Source organism: Cohnella abietis (genome assembly GCF_004295585.1).
Lineage (GTDB): Bacteria > Bacillota > Bacilli > Paenibacillales > Paenibacillaceae > Cohnella > Cohnella abietis.
Genome location: NZ_AP019400.1, coordinates 6,969,747 through 6,989,845, shown reverse-complemented (window position 1 = coordinate 6,989,845; position 20,099 = coordinate 6,969,747). Strand labels below are relative to the sequence as shown.

The following is a 20,099-nucleotide window of genomic DNA, read 5'->3' as shown; positions in this document are numbered from 1 at the left end:
CATGTTCACCTTGGTTAATGGGGGGAAACGTATGGAAGATGAAAGAAACGAACTCGTGCTAATAGATGTTTCAGATATTGAAACCTACAAAGAACTCCATTTACTGCTTAAAAAGCAACTTCAATTTCCCGATTTCTATGGCATGAATTGGAACGCATTTTGGGATGCGATAACAGGACTTATAGAGATGCCTAAAAATTTAAGACTTATAGGGTGGAATAATTTGAAAAACAATCTTCCTGATGACGCTCAAATAATGCAAGAACTATTGGATGATTTGAATAAGCAGTATCCTTCTTGGGGTTGTAGCGTGGAATACGAATGAAAGAACGATCTTATCAGAAAAGATGTTTTATTCTAGAAGGTAAATAAAGCGATGCAGAGATATATTGACGAAATAGTTAGAACATCCGTCAAACCTCAATCCAATTCATCAATCTTGTTCAATCCTAGATTTATGGAGTGGAATGATTGCATTTTGTTAGATATGGGGGAAAAAAATGACTTACCACAAGAATTTGTTGCTGATAGCATCATCCATGACAGGACAGGATTTGAAGCATCCGAGAATCACCTACACATTAATGATTTCATTTCGACTAATGAACCGTACCAATTACTGCACGTTGGATTAGATGTAATGAGGATATGGGGAACAGAACTAAAGAGGGAATACCCTGACGCCCCTTTCCATCTAATCTTATCATTTGATGGAGACGAATGCGTTGTACGTTTCCATGTATATAGAATTGCTGAGGGAGCATGGATTAATTTGGATTCCCTTGATAAATACAATGAAGGTTTAATGTTGGAAGAAATATGAAAGGATTGGAAAGCGAATAAACAATGGGAAATATGAAGATAAATTACGCTGAACCTTACCACAAATAATGGTGAAAAATTTTCGAGGAAACAGAATTCCTAAACAGGATGGGTTATCATAAGAATGAGTCATGAACACGAGCATATTGTACCAGAATCGGCATGCCGGGGACGGACATCTGAAGGAGAGAAACATATGCAAGCAATCGCAGGGAAAGTAGCATTGATTACGGGAGCGGGTCGCGGCATCGGACGCGCTACGGCCTTCGCGCTGGCGCGAGAAGGAGTCAATGTCGGACTCGTCGGTCGTACGCTGGGAAATTTGCAGAAGGTAGCGGATGAGCTCAAGACGTATGACGTGAAAGTAGCAACGGCGGCAGCGGATGTAGCGGATCTCGATTCGATCACCGCGGCCGTGAAAAAGATTCGCGGAGAGCTCGGAGCTATCGATATCTTGGTCAACAACGCAGGAATTTCCAAATTCGGCGGCTTCATGGAGCTTACGCCGGATGAATGGACAAAGATCATTGACGTCAACGTCAAGGGAGTATATTACACGACGCGCGCGGTGCTGCCGGAGATGATGGAGCGCAACGCGGGAGACATCATCAACATCTCGTCGACCGCAGGCCAGCGGGGAGCTCCTCTCACAAGCGCGTATACGGCATCCAAAGCGGCGGTCATCGGCCTGAGCGAGTCGCTCATGCTAGAGGTTCGCAAGAATAACATTCGCGTATCGACGCTGACCCCGAGCACGATCGCGACCGATATGGCGGTCGAGCTGAAGTTGACCGACGGCAATCCGGACAAGGTCATGCAGCCGGAGGACTTGGCGGACTTCATTGTCGCTCAGCTCAAGCTTCATCCTCGCGTCGTGCTGAAGCACGCCGGGCTTTGGTCGACGAATCCGTAATCGTGTCAGGCTAGAAGAACAATAGAATCGGTTGAAGAAAAAGATCGTTTATCGCTTCGCGCGATAAGCGATCTTTTTTGCGCCGATGGCGTTTTTGTTAACCGACCAGAAAGTATAGAATTTTCGATAATTTTCTGATAGGTCTCCGACATAAACGTTGAACGCCGGCAAAGGACAGCGTCAGCCGTTTATGCTTGTATGAAGGACGCTTTGCTCTTTATGTTGAACTTTTTTCATAGTGTACTACTTTAGTATGACTCTTTCTCCTATTATTCGCTCTATAATCCTACATAGGATCGAATAATAGGTTTTTTTGTGTGAATCGACAATTGGAAACGAGGAGAATCTATTGTTAAGAAAGCTGCTTAATCGTAGTGCCGTACTGGCTCTTGTGCTCTCATTGATTGTATCAACAAGCTTTATATTTCAGAACGGTCTTGCTCTAGCAAGTACAAACGATTCTATCGGGAAAGTACCTAGCATCGCTACCATTTCTTCGGAGATAGACACTTCTTCTTCGGAGCCTGTAAACGTAATCGTTCAAATGGAAAGCGAGCCTGTTGCGGTCAGTAAGAATGCTGCTAAGATGGGCCGTCGATCTTTTAAAGTATCTACTGAAGCATCCATTAAGAAAGAACAATCCGATGTGCTCCTTAAGGCAAGCAAGCAGGGACTTCGTCTACGGAAAAACTATGAATACAATACGGTCTTCAATGGGATGGAAGTGACCCTTCCGGCTGACCAAATCCCAAAATTGGCGGAGCTCCCGGGTGTCAAAGCCATCCATGAAAATCGAACCTTCTATGCGATATCGGATAGCAACTCATCGGCTACAGACGCTGATCATCCCTATTATGAAACGCAGCCGCTTTGGCAAATAGGCGTTGATTATGCATGGAGCCAAGGTTTAACTGGTAAAGGTCTGAAGGTCGGCGTTATCGACACGGGAGTGGATTATTTGCATCCCGACTTAGCGAATGCCTATAAAGGGGGCTATAACTCCTTCCTTCAAACAGAAGATCCCTACGAAGAGAAGCCCTTAGGCTCAAATCCCGGAACTTCCCACGGCACTCATGTAGCGGGTACGATCGTAGGTACTGCCGCGAATACCACATCCAAATTTGCTCAGAAGGGAATCGCCTATGAGGCTGGTCTGTATGCTTATAAAGTGTTAGGTTACAATGCAAGCACAGGCGGGACTTCAGGAACTACTGCACAAGTTATTGATGGCATTGAGCATGCGGTTAAGGACGGCATGGACGTTATTAATTTGTCGCTTGGCTCCGATGACGTCAAGGATTCGGATTCACCGGATTCCATTGCATTGAACAACGCGGTTTTACATGGCACTGTTGTGGTCATCGCTAACGGTAACGCAGGTCCATCGTATTATTCCATGGGAGCGCCGGCTTCTTCCTCGCTATCGATATCTGTCGGCGCGGTTTCCAGTCCGTCTTCCAATTATACGGCTACTGCAACAAGCACTATAACGGGTCAAACATATCAACTCCCTATTAGGGGATGGACACTCGGTAATGATGACTTTGCATCCCTATTCGGCACGGATCCCGTGGATGCTGTGTACGTTCGTCTTGGTTTGGAATCAGATTATAACAATGTCGATGTTACTGGCAAAATAGCGATCGTATCGCGAGGCTACCAGACATTCCTCGAAAAATTCGCTTCCGCCAAAAAACATGGCGCCAAGGCCGTCATCATCTTCAATGGCAATAATAAAATCAATGCCCCATTTACTCCCGACCTCTCAACCTCTATTGCGGGAAAAGACGACTACATCGGTGGCTTCGGCACTGAATTCTATGGAGCTTTTGACTATATTCCGATCATGGATATGAAAGGTAAGGAAGGGCGCGAACTAGCTAGTGCACTGTTGGCTAACCCGAGCGCTAAGCTGACATTTACATTTGATTCCGATTATCAGGAGAAAATTAATCCGGGTGATCGCGTCGCTGACTTCAGTTCCAGGGGGCCAAGCTCCGATGGGAATCTGAGCATTAAACCGGACTTCGTTGCGCCTGGCGTAAACGTTCTCTCGACATTCCCGGCGTACGGGAGAGATTACAGCGCAGCATATGCCCGCTTAGACGGCACGAGCATGGCTACCCCGCACATTACTGGATTAGCCTTGCTGTTAAAGCAAGCGCATCCCGAATGGACGCCATTCGATATTCGCGCCGCGTTAGGCAATACAGCCGATCAGATTAGCGATGAAACGGGTACTTTGTATGACGTTTATTCGCAAGGTGCCGGCCGGGTTAATGTCAAGAATGCGTTATTAACGCCCGCGCTTCTTCAATCGGTTGAAGAGATTACAATCTTGGACAAAGATATGAATCCGCAAGCCGTTACGAATTACGGGGATAATACGAGCTTCGGTACGATACGGAACGGGGAAACCAAAACCAAACAGCTTCAGCTCAAAAATACCTCCGACAATCCTGTACAATATCAGGCTTCGGTTCGGATGCATCCAAGCGTAACCGGCAATAACACATCGGATATAAGCAAAATCGGTGTCGAACTAGGCGAAACCGACGCAGGCACCATTAACGTTAATGCGAATTCCGCCAAAGGGTTCTCATTGAGCGTTACGCCGACCGTGGATACGGCAAAAGGCGTCTACGAAGGAGATGTTGTGCTTACAAGCAACGGGTTGCCTTCGCTCCATCTGCCTTTCAGCATTCATGTCGGCGATGAACTGCCTGACAATGGATTAGGGCTGCAAGAATTGACGTTATCGAACCCTTCTATCATTGTGGATGGAGAAGATACCACTCGTCCTATTGATATTAGCTTTAAACTTACGGCTTCTAATGTTAATGCTATTCTCTTGAAAATCTATGATATAAACAATGAGTACATCGGCATGTTGGACGTACTTTCCGTTGATAGCACATTCAGCGGCAATTTCGGGACGGGTACCCGTATATATGAGGGAATGACACAAAAGTATTATCAAGATTATGAGTATTACTGGAGAACGATACAGAGCCTGCCCGAGGGCCAGTATACACTTAAAGTCACAGCGGCTTCAGCCTATAATCCCGCAAACAATACTGCAGAAAAATTTTTTTCCGCCTATAAAACCTTTAGCGTGAAATCTCTAGATAGTATTGAACAGCCAAAGGTATTGGATGCCAAGAATCGTTTCGTACCGAATATAACGAATACGACGCACACGGGCGTACCTGTGCTTACACTTCCGACTACCGCAGGAATTACCTATGAAATAACCGAAAGCAGCAATACAAACTACATTGGCAACAATGGCATATTACTCTCTTTGCCTAGCAGCGGAACTGCAAATGTTACACTTACCGTTACGATTGCATCCGCAAGCAAACCGTCGTTACAATTGAAGGCATTGGTCAATGTCGTACTTGCGGCGAAGGCCATCACAGGCTTCACGTTTGGTGACCTGTCACCGGTGGTGACGGGGACAGTCGATGAGATAGCCAAAACAGTGGCATTGACGGTGCCGTACGGAACGGACGTGACCACGCTGGTGCCGACGATTACACATACGGGCGCGAGTGTGTCGCCTTCTAGCGGTGCAGCTAAGGATTTTACGAATCCGGTGACCTACACGGTAACGGCAGCAGACAATAGCACGCAGCAGTACGTGGTGACGGTAACAGTGGCAGCGAATCCGGCGAAGGCGATTACAGGCTTTGCATTTAACGGCCTGACGCCAGCTGTGACGGGGGCGGTAAATGAGAGTGCGAAGACGATAGCGTTGACGGTTCCATACGGGACAAATGTAACCGCACTGGTGCCGACAATTACACATACCGGTGCGAGCGTGTCGCCTTCTAGCGGTGCAGCTAAGGATTTCACAAACCCGGTAACGTACACGGTAATGGCAGCAGACAACAGCACGCAGCAGTATTCCGTAAGGGTCACCATTGCAGCTATGAATGCACCCTCCGCACCGGTTATCCAATCGGCAATCGGTGGCGATGGACAGGTAACCATTGAATGGAATCCCGTCACTGCAGCTGCAGGATATAACATATATATGAGCACAACGCCTGGAGCTTACGGAACTGCGTTGGGATCTGTAAGCAGATGTTACGGAGAGCCTTATCATAAGTGACGGCTAAAATTTTCGCGTGGAAGGGCGTAGCGGTAAGGTAAGAGATTGGAGTAGGGTAATCGAAGCTGAAATTATGAGATATGGAAATATGAGACTAGGGGCCCCGATGGATAGGGCCCTGTTGAAGTTTGTCATTTAACTGTCATTGGGGGGTGTTAGAATGATGAACGGAAGTATTAGAAACGATCAGGAGGCCTATGCGTGAAAAACAAATTTATTAAGAATTTAGTATTATCTATGGTTATTGCATGCTTACTATTTTCAACGTTTGGTGTAGCTATGGGTGCATCACCAGCTATTACATCAGACATCAAAGGACATTGGGCGGAAAGTCAAATATCTGCTTGGGTTGACAAAGGCTTTATTAAAGGCTACAAAGATGGCAGCTTTAAGCCGGAAAATCCGATTACAAGAGCGGAATTCATCGTTCTGGTCAATCGTGCGTTTGGATTCACGGAGCAAGATCAGATCGCATTTCGTGATATAGCCGCAGATAACTGGGCTTATGCTGAAGTGGCGAAGGCAGTTAAAGCAGGGTACATCAAAGGCTATGATGACGGAACGATCGGCGCTAGTAAAGAGATTAGCAGACAAGAAGTAACTGTTGTCGTGGACAAGCTGTTAGGCCTGTCACAAGCCGAGAACACAGCGGCGAGTTTTGCAGACGCTTCTTCCATCGCATCATGGGCCAAGGGGGCTGTGAATGCAGCGGCAGCTAATGGCATCCTGAAAGGTTATGAGAACAATAGCTTTATGCCATTGAACTCGATTACCCGCGCAGAGGCAGTAGTAGCTTTGGACCGTGCGGTTGCATACAGAGGGGATCAAGCCGACATTTACAACGCAGCGGGCACGCATGGCCCAGCGACTGGAGTTAGAACGATTAATAAGAATGTTGCGATCAACGCAGCAGGCGTAACCTTGCGCAACTTGGTCATTAACGGGGACTTATTACTAGGTGAAGGTATTGGAGAAGGTGATGCTTTCTTAGAGAACGTCAAGGTCACAGGGAAAGTCACTGTGCAAGGCGGGGGCGAGAACAGTATACATTTTAAGAATTCCGTGCTTAGTGAGATTATTATCGATAAAAAAACCGGCAATGGAATTGTGCGTATCGTATCAGAAGGCACAACAACGATTGCACTCGTTGTCGTTAATTCCTCGGTAACGCTTCAGGAAAGCAACGCCACTGGTACTGGTTTCGGAAATGTAAATCTAAGCGCTTCTCTTCCGGCGCAAGCCAAAGTAACGTTAATAGGGGCATTCGAGACAGTCAATGTGAAAGCACAGAATATCCAAGTAACTGTACCTGAAAATTCTAAAATAAACGAGCTTATTTTAGATGCGATCGTGAAGTGGTTGGGCAAAGGTACGATTGTTGTAGCCGTGATTAACCTACCGGGCTCAACTTTTGAAACACCTCCACTTACGATCAAAACACCTACTGCACCACCGTCCTCCGGAGGAGGCGGGTCTGCCGTCACGCCGTCGCCAACGTCAACACCGTCACCAACACCAACACCAACACCAACACCAACACCAACACCAACACCAACACCAACACCAACACCAACACCAACACCAACACCAACACCAACACCAACACCAACACCAACACCAACACCAACACCAACACCAACACCAACACCAACACCAACACCAACACCAACACCAACGTCAACACCGTCGCCAACACCAACGCCGGACACAACAAAGCCAACGGTTGTTAGCGCAGCTTTTACAAATAGAACGACACTCGTTATTACTTTCAGCGAACCGATCATTGCGACGAGTAGCAATTTCTCTGAGTTCATCACCATCTCTGATGGTCGCGGGGATTCTACGATTACTAAATCGTCAGGAACTGGGACTAATCAGATAACCTTGACTTTGTATAATCATTATTATGGTCCGAATGGCGGATCCACGAGTGTTATTGCCATCCATGATGTGGTTGACCTCGCGGGCAACGTAATGGAAAGTGTGGCTAACCAATTCATCGCTAGATACGACAACACGCCGCCATCCGTCATTGCACTTGGGAATATTTATGAGGAATTCACAATACTGGCAAACGGATCAATTTTGCTTAAATTCAGCGATGTACTTTCAGATTCATCAATAAAAAAAGTAGAAAAAGTGATATCCGCAAATGCAGACCACTCGTTATCCTACGAATGGGAATACCTATACGATGAAGTTACAGATGAACCTTATCATGAGCTTACCATCTCTGCTTCTGTTGATACGCACTTCATGAATGATGTGATTGTAAGTGTTGAAGATAAATTTGGTAATGTTTCTCAAGACTTTCCATTGATTCAAACTTCAAGTAATCGTTCGCCAATGGCACTTTGGGCCAACTTCACGTCGGCAACGACGCTTGAAGTGACGTTTAGCGAGCCTGTCACGGTTACGCAGTTGACTTATTTCACGCCTGGGGCAGTCACTCATTACAAAGGAGTCGGAACCGCAACTGGCTTCACAATCTTGGGAATGGCGGGATCGGGTACATCGGTTATTACGTTAACCGTGGAGGGTACGTTAGGAAATGGACTTGCGCCATTGGTTGGTGGAGATACAGCAGTGATGAGTGTGAGCTCAGGGATCGAAGATTTAACAGGAAAGGCGCTTGAAGCTAATCTTTCCCTACCAATTACGAAATTTGATAACGTCAACCCAAAACTTGTTTCTGCCGCATTTATAAGTGCAACTGAGATTACACTTACATTCAACGAACCGGTATTTGCTGAGAAATCGAATTTTACGGTACAGGACTTGCGTCATTACAGAAATTATAACAGAGTACCTTCCGCAGCTGGCAATTTAGTGATCGAGGAAGTTTTAGACTCGGGTACGAGTATTCTTACATTGAAGGTGAAGGGCAGTAATGCACCTATAGCTATTGGTAAACGAGATTCAGCTGTTATTACTGTTAGTGGACTTACAGATTTGTCCGCAAATGGGGGTTACATTTATATCGAAGCTTTGAGCTTAGATAGATCGACCCCAACGGTCACACCGCTAGGCAACGAGGCAGAATCCTTTACGATTGAGGCAGGAACATCAGTCCAATTGACTTTTTCTGAAACGTTACAGGAGAATAATGGGAAACTTGTTGTTGAACAAGCTATAACAAACGGTGCGCCCCAAAACGCTGGTCTTACGTACGCATGGGACAATGAAGTTAAGGTATTGACGATCACGGCAGGTGCGAGAAATGTGACGTTTGAAGATTCCGTATATGCACAACAAATTGATGATTTATATGGTTATTATTCAGATAATGTCTTATTAATCTCTTCTAAAGATATCAAACCACCTATGGTTGATAATGCCTACTTCAATTTGGGTGGCGGCTTGACACAAATTGTGCTCAACTTTACAGAAAAGGTAACGGCTAGCATGAATGACTTTACGGCTGGGCCGATCAGCCATAATGGTGGACCGGGCTTGGCAACCGGCTATCGGATTACGGGAATATCAGGTTCAGGGACAAGCAGGATTAAGTTAACTGTCGAAAGTATAGATAGTCATCCTATTGTTTACTTGGATTCATCAACGATTACAATCGGGGCTGGCGTAAAGGACTTATCACAGAATCCGTACTATACTCCAGCGACTCCTGTAGAAGTTATGATGTATGATTAATAGTAAGTAAGAAAGTTCAACCTCATCGTTTCTTTCAAAAATAAACCTACTATTAGGCTAGATGCCTAATAGTAGGTTTTTTCTAGTTAAACGAATCTTAACAATAAGGCTTTAATGTAAGGGTTAAAGGAGGAGGAAACATGATGCAAGATGCTATCGTTTGGGGGCCGCTGATTATTAAATATAATTGGATCGCGATTGCCTTTTCTGCACTGGCAGCTTATGCAGCCATGAAATATTGGTTGAAAGGTAAGGGTGATGTAAGCAAGCCTATTCTAGAAGATATAACCGGTGTTTGTTTATGGGCATTTATGATTTGGAAGTTTAGTGTCATTATTTTTAATCCCGTCGCTGTTTTGAATAATCCGTACTATATTCTTTATTTTACCGGAGGCGATCGTGGGATCTTGCTAGCGGCAATTGTAGTCCTTATTTTCTTATTTGTTCAATGCAATAAGCGCAAAATCACCTTTTGGTTGTATGCGGCGGTGTTGGTGGTAGGCTTGTTTTCCTATAAATTGGTCTATTCTTTGTTCCAGCTCATCTTTTCGGTTACTTTTTTATAAGTTATTCGACGCCAGTGTTCTTAGATAGGAATACTTTGCTGGAGGAATTATAAATGGACAATATATCAATTTTATTTGCTGTAACGGCAGGGATGCTATCCTTTTTTTCACCCTGTATTTTTCCGCTTTTACCTGCTTATCTTGCTAATCTCACAGGCTCTTATGAGAGTGGTAAGCATAAAAGTGTTTCCATTAGAACTATGATGAATCGTTCGATTCTCTTCATTCTTGGTTTTACTGCGGTTTTCATGCTTATGGGTGCTTCCGCGAGTATGATCGGACAAGTTTTCACTGCGAATCGAGGGCTGCTAGAAAAAATTAGCGGGCTGCTTATTATTATATTTGGTCTACAGATCGCAGGAGTTTTAAATTTTCGTATTCTCATGTTTCAAAAACAGTGGGAAACCAAAGCTCCAAAGAACAGAAGCGGTTGGTATTCATTTGTCGTTGGGGTTGCTTTTGGAACGGGCTGGACACCTTGCGTCGGTCTGGCTTTATCTTCGATTTTGCTGCTGGCTGGATCTTCTGAAACGATGTATAGTGGAATCTTTTTATTGTTATTTTATTCGATGGGCCTAGGCATTCCGTTTCTATTGTTATCGTTCTTGATTACGAAATCTAAGGGCATCATGAAAAAAATAAATAAATGGTTACCCCGTTTGTCTCTACTGAACGGTTGGATTTTGATCGCGATGGGATTGCTGTTATTTATGGGGCAACTGCAAAAATTAAGTGCATGGCTCGCTTCCTTCGGACCAAGCTTCTAATAAGAAAGGATGATTTTCTCTATGAAAAAAAATATTATCGTGGTTGTTATGCTGCTTGCTTTGGTTGCGTGGGGGATTAACGATACAATTAAGAAAAATGATGATCGACAAGCAAGCTTAGCTGGAAGCGAACAAGCTATTGAGGGAATCGATATCTCCTCACAAACCATTGGTATTAATCAAGGCAACGTTGCACCAGACTTTGAGTTAAATACACTGGATGGGGACAGTTATAAGCTTTCTGACTTCAGAGGACAGAAGGTAATCGTCAATATGTGGGCAACCTGGTGTCCACCGTGTAGAGCTGAAATGCCGGATATGCAAAAATTTTATGAAAAGCACAAAGATGAAAATACTACTGTTATTGCTATAAATATGACAACTTCAGAGAAGAGTATAGATCGTATTTCCAAGTTTATAAATGAATTTGGAATTACATTCCCCGTTTTATTGGATGAGCAAAATAAAGTAGGTGACATTTACCAAGTATACGCACTTCCTACAAGCTTTATCATTGATTCGAAGGGCGTTATTCAGCAAAAAGTTACAGGTCCAATGAATCATGAAATGATGGAAAAAATGGTTTCAAAAATTCGCTAAGTAAATTTGGAGGTCTATAGAATGACTGTCAAGGGGACCGGGATTTTAGTTGTAGAAGATGATGTGAAAATCCGAAAATTGATTGTCCTGTACCTGGAGAAGGAAGGGTATGAAACCTATGAGGCTGGAGATGGGGAGGGAGCTCTAGCTGCCCTGAAAAAATATGATCCGTGCCTTGTTATTCTAGATTTAATGCTTCCGAAAATAAGTGGTGAAGAAGTCTGCAAGAGCATTCGAGCAGATTTGAAGGAAGAAATTCCTATTATTATGCTAACGGCTAAAGTAGAGGAACAAAGCCGGATTGAAGGATTAAAATCGGGGGCCGATGATTATGTAACGAAACCGTTTAGTCCGGGTGAACTGGTTGCACGGGTAGAATCCATTTTGCGGAGGACGGGCCAGCGGTGCAGCAAACTTACGTACCGCGGAGTTACTATTAAGACGTTACGTGGTGAAGTGCATTTTAGAGGGGAAACCATACAACTCACACAGCATGAGTTCCGTCTTTTGTATTTTCTGATGATACATCCAAATCAAATTTTAACTAGGGAACAGATCATTGATGAACTGTATCCCAATAATGAAAAGGCAGTAACAGAAAGGTCGATCGATGTTCATATTGGACGCTTGAGAGAGAAACTGATGTGGGATGGGGACAGCGAACTAATTGAAACTATCCGAGGAATGGGGTATCGCTTTGTTGCTTTTCAAAAATAATCCATTACGAATCAACATCATGTGGAAAGTTACATTGATCAATGTAGCGGTTATTGGTATTGCTATTTGGGTCGCAGGAGTTTCGGTAAAAGACTATGCCTGTATGTTGTTTTCTAGTTCTCCGTCTGTGACTCCAGAAGAGAGTGCCATTTTTACACAAACGATGCAAGCCTTTTTAATTAAAGCCAGTCTGACGGCTGTGTTGATTGCAGCGATCCTCCATTACTTTTTTGTTAAAAAGCTGCTTCTTCCGCTTAAACAATTGGGTCATGCAACGCAACAAATGGCTCAAGGGGAAATGCCAAACCCACTTCCGATTCATGTTCAAGATGAAATTGGCCAGTTAACGGCTGATTTTAATCATTTAAGTCTGAAATTGAAACAAGTAGAGGATTTAAGAAAAAAAATGCTGTCTGATATCGCACATGAACTGCGGACACCATTAACGAATATAAACGGATATTTGGAAGCTTTAAGTACGGGGATAATTCAGGGTAATAAAGAGCTTTACCAATCCCTTCACGAAGAATCGATACGCATTACCCGTTTAGTTGAGCAGTTGCACCAATTGAATGTATGGCAAGGAAAGAAAATTTCCAATGAAAATAAAGTGAATGTACTCTCAATAGAAAAGATGATTGAATCCTGTATAGATCATTTTACATTGGAGTTTAAGAATAGAGGGGTCACTATTGATCTCAATACGGAAGCAGCGAAAGTAGTAGGGGATGAGGACGGGTTAAAACAAGTACTTCATAATCTTATGACCAATGTGCTGCAATATGACCAGGGTGGCTGGGTCGAGATTACAGGGAAGCAGAACAAGTCTGACTACGAAGTTATCGTTAAGAATCTAGGTCAGCCGATTCCAGAAGAAGATCAATCTCTAATATTCGAGAGATTCTATCGGTTAGATTCTTCCCGCAGCAGGGATTCGGGAGGATCAGGATTAGGGTTATCTTTAGTGAAGGAAATTATAGAGCAGCAAGGCGGAAAGGCAGGGTTGTTATCAAAAGGAAATGAGCATTCTTTTTGGTTTACTGTAACGTTAAAGTAAAAGCTAGAATAGCTGCCAAGTCCCTGATGTAAGCTTTGGTATCGTAACTCGTTCAGGGACTTGACCACACTAAGCCTCGTCGTGTTTCTAAGTTGCCGCTAACCGAGGAATTCCACGCACACAGGTTGCTCTTGCATGGTTGCTGCAAAAAGAAGAGGTAACAGCCCCGATTATCGGATCGACCAAAATCAGCCATCTGGAAGATGCGGTTCCGGCGTTGTCGGTTAGATTGACTTCTGAAGAAATTACCCGGTTAGAAGAACTATATATTCCACATCCATTTGTATAAGTTTGACGCTAGTAAGGCGTGCATCTGCTAATCATGCAAAGCCTGATTCTTATATGGTCAATTCTATAGAAAGAACTCTTCATGCTATTTCTCATGAAGAGTTCTTTCGCTTTTGTGGTGCTCAGGTGAACCGTATCATCTATGGAATGAGAATTATTGGGCAAAATTCCTATAGAGGAATGTTACGATTTGTCCACGTGTACAAGTCATATTTGGGGAAAATGTATTGCTGTCCGTGCCGCTGGTGATCTCCTTGCTGACTGCCCAGGTCACAGCTTGTGCATACTCCGCACTACTGGGTACATCGGCAAATTCGCTTGTCCCAGCGTCGGGCTTACCCGCAAGCTTCCATAAGTAGGTCACAGTCATGCTTCGGGTAGAGGGAGCATTTGCCCTAAACGTGGAACCAGAGACAAGACCCTTTTCATAGGCCCACAGTGCAGCCTTATAATAGTAATTACTTTCCCTAACATCAGAAAAAGGATTGCTGATTGTAGGCTCAGGAGAGTTCTGGGCTTTCCAGAGCAACGTCAGTATTTCCCCCGTAGTGCTTACTTGGTTCGGGGAAAATGTGGTTGCGCTGGTGCCGGTGGTAATGCCTTCTTTGATTGCCCATATTATGGAGATGGTATAGTAAGCGTTGGCGGCAACGTCATAAAAAGCGGTGGGAGGTTTCAACCTTGCCGTCAAGTTGGAAAGCTTCACAGGGATGGTCTGCATGGCAAAGTTAAATATATCCACACCGTTGCCTGTCACTGTTCCCAAGTTGCCGTAGCTGCTACGGCCACCCAACCAGACGGAGCCATCCGTTTTGACGATAATGGTATGGAGGCTGCCACTGCTAATGGATGCCACGCCATCCATCAATTTGATAGGAATGGTCTGCACTGGAAAATCCCCATAACCCTGATTTCTTGTCCGGTCTCCGGTGTAACCGTTGCCTAACTGTCCGTTTTGATTGTCTCCGAACAACCACAGGGAGCCGTCTGTCTTGACGGCGGCGGTGTGACTTCCGCCTAAGCTAACGGTGGCCACATTGTCCATTACCTTAATAGGGACTGAGGATTCCTTTATCTCTAAGGAGCCGTTACCTAACTCCCCTACTCTGTTATCTCCCCACGTCCACAGAGTGCCATCTGTCTTAACAACGGCGGTGTGAATTGAGCCTAAGCTAACGGTGGTCACATTGTCCAACACCTTAATAGGGACTGAGGAATCCTTTAAGGAGCCGTTACCCAACTGTCCTTGTCCGTTACGTCCCCACATCCACAGAGTGCCATCAGTCTTGATGGCGGCAACGTGGCGGAATCCGCTGAGACTAACGGAAGCCACATTGTCCATCACCTTGATTGGAACTGCAGAATCTCCAGGTTTCCCCTTGCCTAACTGTCCGTAGTCATTAGCTCCCCACATCCAGAGGGAACCATCCGTTTTGATAGCGGCAGTATAGCCAGAAGTGAGAGAACTTCCTCCGAGACTAACAGCAGCGACTTTGTCCATCACCTTAACAGGGACTAAAGAATCCTTTTTGGAGCCGTTACCCAGCTGCCCGTTGTAGTTCTCCCCCCACATCCAGAGGGAGCCATCAGTCTTGATCGCAGCAGTGTTTCTCCCACCAGAACTTACAGAAACCACATTATCTAACACTTTTATCGGAACGGTTTGATAGACGAAATCACCTTCGACCGAATGATATTGTCACAAGGGAGGAACTGGCAGTCATCTTTGCGAGGGCGATCGCATACGATAGCGGCACCGTCTTCAACGCAGACGAGGGTGGATTGGAATTGCTGAACGATTCGGGCGAGGTATCGAATTGGGCTGTCGGAGCTGTACAGCAAATGCTTTCCAGCGGCATCGTGATAGGCGACAATGCTGGCAATTTTAGACCGCACCAAACCGCAACCCGCGCAGAAATGGTGATTATGCTGAGCCGTCTGCTCGGTAAGCTTGGATATATGTAAAAAAGTTGCTGGCGCCTGCATTCAACAGTCGCCAGTTTTTTTGCGTTCAATTACAACTAACAGTATTTGTATATAGTTATATTCCGACCCTAATGACAAAACATATGACATAAAGACGACCATTTATATACCAAGCTGATCGAGCGAATGGTGAAGATAACGATTGGCTCTGGATCAACTTTTTTTCACAATGAAGGTAATCCCCAAATAGGCAATGATCAGAATCCATAATTGGTAAGCAATCGCATTGATCTCTACGGCATAGGACCATCCAGCCCATTCCAAGATACCTGTCAAAATGCCAATCCCGCAGCCTATGGAAAGAACGGCTACCGCAGCATTGATATAGCGGGAACGGTATAATGCAACGGCTGTCAGGATCGCCCATACTCCCATGGTTAGAAAGCCAAGCGTTTCTCCAATTGTTACACCCAGATACATATGAAGCATATTAAAGCTAGTCTCAATCACCCATTGTTGATCCGCTGTCAGACGATCAGTTGCGACATATTGACCAGCCAAATAATTAACGGTGAACAACCATCTCGAGAAACCAAGCACATGGAAGACAGCGCTGGTAATGCCAATTCCAGCCGCAGTAAGGCTCAAGCTTCGATTGGCCTGGTTTGTAAGTCGGTAAAGCGAGAGAACGACCGGAATGATAAGCAGGCTCGATAAGACCATTCCTGCCCAATAAAGCTTTAACGTGATTCCGCCTTCGTCATATTGTTGCAGGATGACGGAGGTCGGCTCCCTCAAAATGTCGGGGTAATCGAAACGGCTAATAAGTCCCGACCATGAGATGACAATAAAAAGCGGCATGAGCAAAAGCAGTATCCCCACCATTCGCATTTCGTAACGGCTCAACATTTTACACTCCTTACAATATTTATTTTGATATAATCATCATAGGTGTGAAAGCATCTGAGTCCTATGATGAATAACGCAATAAAGTTATTCTGTGGCGAAGAGAAGGAGTATAGATATGGGCCATGGCTTATCTGTCGCGCTAATTTCCCCAATTCTGAGTTTCTTGGTAAGGCAAGGCTATGATTCGGAATCGTTCTGCCGCTTCGCTTCATTGGATACAAGAATCCTTCAAGAAGCAGAGGCTCGAATCTCGGAAGAGGAATACGACCGACTGCTGGTTGCTGCTGCTGCTTTTACAGATGACAGCTGCTTTGGTCTGCATTTAGGACAATCAATCGAGTTGTCCAATCTCGGCATTCTTGGTTATGTACTCCTGAATTGCAACACGATTGGAGAAGCGCTGGCTGCTTATCGAACCTATAATATTATTCTGTGCAGCGGAATCGATGTGGAGCCGAGGACGAATCATAGAGAGACGACCATCGCATTTAGAGTTAGTGATCCTGCTAGGCAAGCTTCCAGACAAGCGGTTGACGGTATGATTAGCTCCTTATATACCATTCTTCTTAAACTGGGCTGTCGCAACATTGCTCTTGGCAAGCTGCAACTGGCGTATGATGCCTCGGAAGAAGAGCGTGACACATACATGAGCATCTTCGGTATTCGTCCCGAATTTGGCGGAGAAAGTAATCTCCTGAGTCTGGATAGCGAGGTTATGCAGTACCCCATCCTTTTTTCGAATCAGGAGTTGCTAAGCACGTTTGAGGCTTATGCGGAAGAAACGAGAAAGCAGTTGTTGTATGGCCGTTCCTTTGCGGATCAGGTGTACAAATGGATTGCGGGATGTATGCCCTCCAGGTTTCCGGATGTGAAAGAAGCCGCACAAAACTTCAATGTCAGCGTTCGAATGTTACAAGTCAAATTGAGACAAGAGGAAACGACGTACAACAGCTTGTTCAACAAGGCGCGAAAGGAATTTGCCGTGCACTACCTGAAGAAAACGCGGCTTGCAGTTGCTGAAATCGCCTATTTGCTTCAATTCTCAGAGCCGAGTGCTTTCCAGAGCGCTTTTAAGAAATGGACCGGACTGCCGCCGGGAGAGTTTAGGGAAACTTGTCGTGACAGACAGCGCGGTGAACGGTACCATAAGTGACGGCGAAAAATTGGATGATAAGTAGGTTGCGGCATTGATTACTATCGGAAAATCCGCAGCGGACTTGGAAAGATGCCTTATTCCGTATGGGATTGGGGCTGCAACGCTCGTCGGAAAAGTCGTCTCTAGCTGATTGATGTTTCGCATTTAAAACCCCTCTTGAAGAAAGTAAAAAGCCCCCTCGTGAAAGGGGGCTCTGACCTATCAGAATCTTGATATATTATTGAAAGTATCTCATATGCGGATCAAAATGGAATTCGTTTTGTGCAAATTACGTAGTCATGTTGGGCTGCCTACAAAACGGTTTCTTGCTGCTCCTATACCGACTAAAAAGAGTAGAACCGAAGCGCCAAGCAGAATGAAAAGTGGCAGGTTCCAACTATTTGTCGCATCATGCAGATATCCTATAAGAGCAGGACCGACTGCGGCAAAAAGATATCCGATCGATTGTGCCATGCCAGACAGTTTCGCTGCTTGATGCGCATTTTCAGTACGTAACCCGAAAAACATCATGGACAAACTAAAGGCGAAGCCTCCACCAATTCCGAGCATGATGATCCACAACAGAATGATATTGGAGCTTCCGTAAAGAAGTCCAATCGTTCCCGTCATAAGCAAAATGGTTGTAATGACCACTAACAACCGTTGGCTAGACATGCGCCCAGCAATAACGGGGACAATAAAGGCAAATGGAAGCATAACTAGCTGCATGATCGAGAGGTACCATCCTGATTGGTTTGGATCAATTCCTTGCTGCTTTAAAATTTCAGGCAACCATGCGATCAACACATAGAAAACCATGGACTGTATACCCATAAACAAGGTTACTTGCCAGGCAATGAGGGATTTCCAAACATTCACATCGTTGCTGGCCATTTGTTGACTCGTCGTGGTTGTTTGCTTCGTTGGATTTCTTAATTGGGGTAACCAACAGAGGATCGATACAAAACTTAGAATCCCCCATATTCCCAATGCTCCCTGCCATTTTAGACCTGCGTTTACGGCTAGAGGCACACTGATTCCCGATGCGATTGCTCCACATAAACTCATTGAAATGGAGTAAACACCTGTCATGGAGCCCATTTTATTTGGGAAATCCCTTTTGATTAAACTTGGCAATAATACATTACATACGGCAATTGCGAATCCAAGAATTGCAGTCCCAATAAACAGATTAGCTGCGCCAGATGAAGAACGTATTACAATACCTACAGTCAGAAAGATTAGAGCAATCAAAATGATACGTTCCACCCCATACCTTCGTCCTAACTTTGGTACTAGAGGCGATAATAAAGCAAAGGCAAGCAAGGGTACCGTTGTGATCAGGCCTGCTAATGTATTTGAAATATGAACGTCATCCCTTATTAGACTCATTAAAGGACTGACTGATGTTAAGGGAGTACGTAAATTAGCTGCAATAACAATAATGCCGAGAATGATCAGCCCTATAGAGGATGGTACGGCTTTATTATTTTGTTTGTTCGGCATTCTTCATTTCTCCTTCCTGAATTCATACGTATTATTTGCTTCCTGCTGATTGAAAAACTATGAAATAATATCCGCGCGAATAATAAAAGTATAGTACAGTATACTTTTATTGACAATAAGTATTTTATAGTAAACTAAAAACCGTCTAAAAATTAAAAATACAACTCTGAATTCCCCTCATGGGATTCGGAGTTGTATTTAATAAGTGGAATTTTCAACTTTTAGAAACCATACTTTAAGGCTATATGGAGCACTGTTTCGCTATTCGTATGATTGGTATAAGAGTGAGGACAATCTGCACGAAAACTGATTGTATCATATTGATTCAATGTGTAAATCTCTCCATTGACTTGAATTTCAATGGAACCAGTCATGACTGTCGCAATTTCAGTTGTATTGACATGATGACCTTCAGGTTGATACGAGCTATTTGGCTGTAAGTAAGCCCGACACATTTCAATATCGTTACTTTTAAAGATTGGTTCAATGATCCAATTGTTTTGATCATTAGAAAACCGCAGTCCTTCACCTGCTCGATACAAACTAGCAGAGTCTTCTGATTTGAACAAAGCCAATAGCGGTAAAGATATACCTTTTGAAATTTTCCATATAATTGCCAAAGTTGGATTTGTCTCGCCACGTTCGATATTCCCCAGAGTAAGTTTGCTTACGCCCGTTAGTTCCGATAAGTCGTCTAAGCTCATGTTTTTTTCTTTTCTGTACTTTTTCAAGGCAACGCCAATTTGTAATACAATTTCTTTTGAATCATTGATTTCATCCATTAGATTCACCTCAACAAAAAACAGTTATCGTTAGTATACTGTTTATCTAAACCCTTTTCCATACAATGGATACTGGGTGATGGACTACACTCCTATGCAAAAATTTGACGTCTATGTAACTAGTCTACCTGTTTTTCTCTACCTATTTGGAAATGAGTCATAACGATTCTCCTTTGGGCAAAGATAAAGCCTTTATTCCGACAATGGAATAGAGGCTTTATTTGATTGCTTGCTCTGCAAGCAAAGTTTCGATTTCGATGGTGAGAGTACATAACGTCGACAGTGGAAATTGCAGCACAAAATTTCCGGGCAATAGAAACATCGAACCATGATCGCGGTATAA

The 20,099-nt window shown here is 44.3% G+C and carries 16 protein-coding genes and 1 pseudogene; 13 read left to right on the top strand and 4 right to left on the bottom strand.

Going from position 1 to position 20,099, the window contains the following annotated elements; translation table 11 throughout:
• Positions 1-31 precede the first annotated feature (31 nt).
• The 11 genes and pseudogenes from KCTCHS21_RS30370 to KCTCHS21_RS30320 form a co-directional block, all read left to right on the top strand.
• Positions 32-325, top strand: coding sequence for a barstar family protein (locus KCTCHS21_RS30370; RefSeq protein ID WP_130616216.1), 294 nt, complete (start codon positions 32-34; stop codon positions 323-325).
• Between the two features lie 51 nt (positions 326-376).
• The gene (locus KCTCHS21_RS30365) at positions 377-823 is read left to right on the top strand and encodes a hypothetical protein (protein ID WP_130616215.1); all 447 of its coding nucleotides are present in this window, start codon (positions 377-379) and stop codon (positions 821-823) included.
• Positions 824-1,018: 195 nt separating this feature from the next.
• Positions 1,019-1,735, top strand: a complete 717-nt coding sequence (locus KCTCHS21_RS30360) for a 3-ketoacyl-ACP reductase (RefSeq protein ID WP_130616214.1) — start codon at positions 1,019-1,021, stop codon at positions 1,733-1,735.
• A 349-nt stretch (positions 1,736-2,084) separates the two neighbouring features.
• Positions 2,085-5,852 (top strand): S8 family serine peptidase, encoded by a 3,768-nt coding sequence (locus tag KCTCHS21_RS32005; protein WP_130616213.1) that lies wholly within the window; start codon positions 2,085-2,087, stop codon positions 5,850-5,852.
• A 201-nt stretch (positions 5,853-6,053) separates the two neighbouring features.
• Positions 6,054-9,503, top strand: a complete 3,450-nt coding sequence (locus KCTCHS21_RS30350; RefSeq protein WP_130616212.1) for an S-layer homology domain-containing protein — start codon at positions 6,054-6,056, stop codon at positions 9,501-9,503.
• A 140-nt stretch (positions 9,504-9,643) separates the two neighbouring features.
• Complete coding sequence (locus tag KCTCHS21_RS30345) at positions 9,644-10,069, top strand: hypothetical protein (RefSeq protein ID WP_130616211.1); 426 nt, start codon at positions 9,644-9,646, stop codon at positions 10,067-10,069.
• A gap of 53 nt (positions 10,070-10,122) precedes the next feature.
• Positions 10,123-10,836, top strand: coding sequence for a cytochrome c biogenesis CcdA family protein (locus KCTCHS21_RS30340; protein ID WP_130616210.1), 714 nt, complete (start codon positions 10,123-10,125; stop codon positions 10,834-10,836).
• 21 nt (positions 10,837-10,857) lie between these two features.
• Entirely contained in the window at positions 10,858-11,436 is a 579-nt protein-coding gene (locus KCTCHS21_RS30335) for a peroxiredoxin family protein (protein ID WP_130616209.1), read from the top strand.
• Between the two features lie 21 nt (positions 11,437-11,457).
• On the top strand, positions 11,458-12,153 hold the full coding sequence (locus KCTCHS21_RS30330) for a response regulator transcription factor (protein ID WP_130616208.1): 696 nt from the start codon (positions 11,458-11,460) through the stop codon (positions 12,151-12,153).
• Positions 12,134-13,210, top strand: a complete 1,077-nt coding sequence (locus KCTCHS21_RS30325; protein WP_232058010.1) for a sensor histidine kinase — start codon at positions 12,134-12,136, stop codon at positions 13,208-13,210. Before KCTCHS21_RS30330 ends, KCTCHS21_RS30325 begins: the two co-directional genes overlap by 20 nt.
• Before the next feature lie 91 nt (positions 13,211-13,301).
• Positions 13,302-13,499: pseudogene (locus KCTCHS21_RS30320) on the top strand (aldo/keto reductase); the annotation flags it as partial.
• A gap of 153 nt (positions 13,500-13,652) precedes the next feature.
• On the opposite strand, the gene KCTCHS21_RS30315 reads toward KCTCHS21_RS30320, so the two are convergent.
• A complete protein-coding gene (locus KCTCHS21_RS30315) occupies positions 13,653-15,146 on the bottom strand; it encodes an RCC1 domain-containing protein (RefSeq protein WP_130616206.1) in 1,494 nt (497 codons plus the stop codon).
• A gap of 140 nt (positions 15,147-15,286) precedes the next feature.
• Here KCTCHS21_RS30315 and KCTCHS21_RS30310 point away from each other — a divergent pair, with 140 nt between their 5' ends.
• Positions 15,287-15,463 (top strand): S-layer homology domain-containing protein, encoded by a 177-nt coding sequence (locus KCTCHS21_RS30310; protein WP_157994163.1) that lies wholly within the window; start codon positions 15,287-15,289, stop codon positions 15,461-15,463.
• A 174-nt stretch (positions 15,464-15,637) separates the two neighbouring features.
• On the opposite strand, the gene KCTCHS21_RS30305 is transcribed toward KCTCHS21_RS30310, so the two are convergent.
• Positions 15,638-16,333 (bottom strand): DUF4386 domain-containing protein, encoded by a 696-nt coding sequence (locus KCTCHS21_RS30305; protein WP_130616204.1) that lies wholly within the window; start codon positions 16,331-16,333, stop codon positions 15,638-15,640.
• 115 nt (positions 16,334-16,448) lie between these two features.
• Between KCTCHS21_RS30305 and KCTCHS21_RS30300 the strand changes: the two genes are divergently transcribed.
• Positions 16,449-17,486, top strand: coding sequence for an AraC family transcriptional regulator (locus KCTCHS21_RS30300; protein ID WP_145989003.1), 1,038 nt, complete (start codon positions 16,449-16,451; stop codon positions 17,484-17,486).
• A gap of 279 nt (positions 17,487-17,765) precedes the next feature.
• Here KCTCHS21_RS30300 and KCTCHS21_RS30295 read toward each other — a convergent pair whose 3' ends face one another.
• Together KCTCHS21_RS30295 and KCTCHS21_RS30290 are read right to left on the bottom strand one after the other, a co-directional pair.
• Positions 17,766-18,974 carry a CynX/NimT family MFS transporter gene (locus KCTCHS21_RS30295; protein ID WP_130616202.1) on the bottom strand — a complete coding sequence of 403 codons (1,209 nt, stop codon included), beginning with the start codon at positions 18,972-18,974 and terminating at the stop codon, positions 17,766-17,768.
• Between the two features lie 221 nt (positions 18,975-19,195).
• Complete coding sequence (locus KCTCHS21_RS30290) at positions 19,196-19,756, bottom strand: helix-turn-helix domain-containing protein (RefSeq protein WP_130616201.1); 561 nt, start codon at positions 19,754-19,756, stop codon at positions 19,196-19,198.
• Positions 19,757-20,099: the final 343 nt, after the last annotated feature.